The organism is Metamycoplasma auris (assembly GCF_003253435.1).
GTDB lineage: Bacteria > Bacillota_I > Bacilli_A > Mycoplasmatales > Metamycoplasmataceae > Metamycoplasma > Metamycoplasma auris.
The window spans coordinates 1-4,149 of sequence record NZ_QKUB01000018.1 but is presented as its reverse complement, the minus strand read 5'-3'; the positions used below and the strand labels follow the sequence as shown (position 1 = coordinate 4,149).

The window sequence follows — 4,149 nt, the reverse complement described above, 5'->3', positions numbered from 1 at the left end:
TAAGAACAATTGCCATCATCAAAAAGAAATCACAAAACTAATTTATTTTTCATCATTAGTTTCCTTAATTTCTAAGTAGTTAATGAGTTTATAACCTAAGTCCAAAATGTCGTCGAGTAATTTATATTTTTGTTTATTGCTTAATTGTTTTAGGACTTCTAAAACTTCGTAATTTTCATACCTTGGGCATTTTTCCATGCTTTCAAAATTTAATGCACTATAGCACATTTCACATGCTTTGACTACAATAAATTCCTTTAATAGATCTTTTCGATCCGCGACTTCATGATTCGCTAATTCGTGGCAAAATTCATGAATTAACAAATAGTTTTCATCTCCATTTTGATATTTTTCATTGATAAAAATGGTTCTATCTAGTTTATTAAGGATTAATTTATGGTCTTTAATCTCATTAGATGTTACTCACATAATATTTCATCCATTCCAAAGGTCTAATATTCTTTTATTAAAGGTTTCTTTATCATATTTTTTTAAAGGTTTTTTTATATGGTTTGTGGATGAGACATCAAATACAGGAATTACACTAAAAGAAATTTCATTAGACTCTTTGTTTAATAAAGGACTAAAGATATATAGATACTTTCCATTTGGTTTAACAAAAGCATTTAAATTTCTTCACTGCTGAAACGTTTTAATCTCACTAAAAGAAACTTTCTCATTGTTTTCTAATTCTTCATTTATTGAATTTTGTTTGTAATAAAGGTATCTTAAGTTTAATAAAGATAACTGCGGCCTTATTCTTGAACTAAACGCAAGAAAATCCTTTAGTTTTAAATCCTTTGAAAATAATTCATTAATATTTTTGATTGTATTTTTTAAAATGAACTCAATATCAGTACTTCTAATCTTATTTTCCATATCTTTATTCATCCTTAGATTCTTCATTAGTTTCTTTTAAGAATGTGTTGTAACAGTTGTAAGTTTCAAATTGTTTAAAGTTAATTTGTCTTAGTTTAAATTTCTTGCTTTCTTCATTAATTGCTTCATTAAAAATCTCTTTAATTGATAATTTTGGTTCTTTTAAAAGGTTCATTTTTTCCATCTTAAAGAAATCTCAATCACTATAGGTTTCTTGTTCTAGTTCATTTGATAATTGATGTACATATGAATCATCCTTTAAATACTCATAAGCAGGAATTAAATTTAGAGCAATCGGTTTGCTTCCACCTGATGATATAATTGTCATATCCTTATCTTTGTACTTAAGGGCAGAAATACTCATTACAGGTTCCTTTTGTTCACTTGTTGAAATGGTTTGCTTATCAGTTCCTGTTTGTTGAGAAATACTTTCTTTTTTAACTTCCTTATCTCCTAGGGTTGTAGACAATGACTTAAGCGTTTCATCTGAGTTGGTTTCCAATAGGATTGTTAGTCTTGCTTGCGCAGTAATTGCAGAAGCATCCCTTCCTTTTTCGTCGTATTTTTTTAGTTGTTCGTAGGATTGGATGATTAGTAAAAAAAGAATATTTCTACTTCGACTAATTGCCATTCAATCAGCAACCGACGGTAGCATTAAGGAGTTAAACTCTTCTAAATAAAACTGAAGCATTTTAGGTAGTTTTTGTTTAGGTAGTAAATTAGCATAGTCAATAGCATCACGATAAATTTGGGTTACTAACATACTTATTAGGAAATTAAAGACTTGCTTATGATCTGGGAAACAAAGGAAGATTACATAAGGTTTTTCAGATTGTACAATGTCTTTAATGCTTATTGAAGTTTTAGAAGTAATTTTAGAAACTACTGGGTTTTGACTAAAAGGTAATAAAACATTTGCTAAATTTGCTAAAAAACCAGATAGTGTTTGATCAGCGATATTTACCAATGCATCTTGTTCATTTCTAAGTTGCGACCAATATTTATTTTTTTCTTTATTTTTTTTAGTAATTTCTACCCATTTACCACTTTTAAATACTTGAGAAGAAGCAAATGTTGCGACATTTTTAAAATTAAAGAAATCAATTGTAAAATCCTTATTTTCTAAACTATAAAGCAATAAGAATTTAATTACTGTAACTGCAACTGTTTTTGCTTGATTAACTCAAAAAATATCTCTACTCGTTGGTCAAGGTAGCGCATCCACAATTTCAATAATTTTTTCAAATGCTTTATTGTAATTATTCTCATCTAACTCATTCTTAGGTACACTATGAACTTCATCTCAAATTGTTTGCAAAGGGTTTCAATTTAAGGAATTTTTAACATCAATAAAATCAAATACTTTTATTTCGTACCCATTTTCCTTAAGAATTTTCCCTGTTCTTTTTAAAATTTGTTTTTTAGGGTCACTAATTACTAGATTAGGTTTTTCATTGTCCTTTAAATTTGCATTGTAAACAATTCCAGGAATAACAATCTTTTCAGTTTTTTTACTTCCAGGAATTCCTATAACTATTCCGTGTGCATCAGTATTATTGACAATATAAGGATTATTTCAAAATTGTTTTTTAACCTTACCTAAAATAAAGTTCGCTTTCCCTGCTCTAAATTTTTTTCTTAAGACCTTAAAACTACCTTCATTTGTAAATTGGTTATATATTCAATTGCTATTTGAATCAAGATTATTTTTATTTTTAATTTTGTAAATAATCCTGTTATAAAGTACTTTGTAATTTAGCAAAATTCAAAAGATAGGAATTGCTAAAAACAAGATTAAAAAGGAATAATTACGATAATTTGAATTAGTTTCTCAAAAATTTAAAATGTCATATAAGAAGTTCCGATTGCCTTTTATTCAATGTCCAAAAATCTCACCACTTTTTGTTTGAATAAAATACATGATTAGTGGAAGTATAAAGATACAAAGACTAGGTCATACTACAAATAGAAATGTATAAATTAGAAATTTTTGTATTTTAGTATGCGTATATTTTTTATTAGTACTCATTCTACAAAATTATTTTTGCCTTTACAGTACTAATATTTTTTCTATATGCCTTTAGTGCTTCAAATTTACGCATCCATAAAATCCTATTTAGTTCAAAATCTAAGTTGTTTTTTAATTTCTTTAGATTATTTAAAATACCTTCAAAAGTTTCATCTTTATAAATATCATTATTTGCAATATAAGAATAAGTATCAAGTTTTTTTTCTTTATAAATCTCATCTAAATTTGTCTTTAAACAATTCTTTATAATTGCATTTCCTATTTGTCTTTCAAATTCATCTTTTTCTTTATTAATAAATTCATCTTTTAGTAAATTAGTTTCTTTGTCTTCAAAACTAGTATTAGTAATCTTGTTAATTTGATTATTATAAGCATCGAGTTTTTCTTTAAGTTCTATATTAGAAGCAATTTTTATTGCATAAATTTCATTAATTGCTTCTCTAACTTCATCATTATCTTTTGAGACAGCATAACTTTTGTTTTTTTGATTCTTATAAAAATCTCTTATAGTTTTTAGTGCATTTAGAATTCTTAAATCATTATTACTAAAACTAAATTCAATTTCGCTATTAGTTTTATTATTTTCATTTAAAGTATTGATAAATAAATTTTTAAACTCTTTGCGATCATTTCAAATACTGTTTTTTAAGTCAAATAATTCTTTATAATCTCTTTGCTCATTAATTGCATTTTCAAAAGCAAATTGAAATTTTTTTAATGTCTTTTGATCAAATTTACCTTTAGGGCGATATTTATTAATATGATTAGGTAATTTTTCAAAAAAACCAAGATGAACATGGGGATAGTTAGTGTTTGAATGTAATGCTCAATATCCGATTATGTTATTCGGATCTAAATTATTTGCCCTAAGTAAATTACGCATTGTTTTATTTAAAATCTCATTTCATTCATTCTTATCAAGCATTTTATTTTTGATACCTAGATCTCCTGGATTAATAATCATTTCTCAAATATGTTGATTCTTATTAATTTTTTCAAATTGCTTTTTAGCAATTTCTAGATCTATATCCTTAGGTTCTTTATTAAAAAGTAAATGTAATCCACTTTTATTTTCTAAATCTTTTAATTCTTTAGTTATTTGTTGTTTAGATAATGTTCGTGAATTTATAAACTCAACAAAATTCATTTTTTTTATTTCCATTTGGTTTATTAATGAATTTCGATCATCATCTATATCTTGAACATATACAGCACTTGGACGACTTATATAATCTATAAAA

General features: G+C 25.6%; 3 protein-coding genes. All 3 read right to left on the bottom strand.

The features are described 5' to 3' along the window. Nucleotides 1-42: 42 nt before the first annotated feature. Complete coding sequence (locus tag BCF89_RS08725; RefSeq protein WP_170108363.1) at nucleotides 43-906, bottom strand: Mbov_0389 family ICE element HExxH motif-containing protein; 864 nt, start codon at nucleotides 904-906, stop codon at nucleotides 43-45. Then, the gene (locus tag BCF89_RS08720) at nucleotides 884-2,800 is read right to left on the bottom strand and encodes a type IV secretory system conjugative DNA transfer family protein (RefSeq protein WP_277870063.1); all 1,917 of its coding nucleotides are present in this window, start codon (nucleotides 2,798-2,800) and stop codon (nucleotides 884-886) included. The genes BCF89_RS08725 and BCF89_RS08720 overlap by 23 nt, the downstream gene beginning before the upstream one ends. Before the next feature lie 109 nt (nucleotides 2,801-2,909). After that, nucleotides 2,910-4,149: hypothetical protein (locus BCF89_RS08715; RefSeq protein ID WP_111518921.1), on the bottom strand; the 1,240-nt coding region annotated here is incomplete at its 5' end.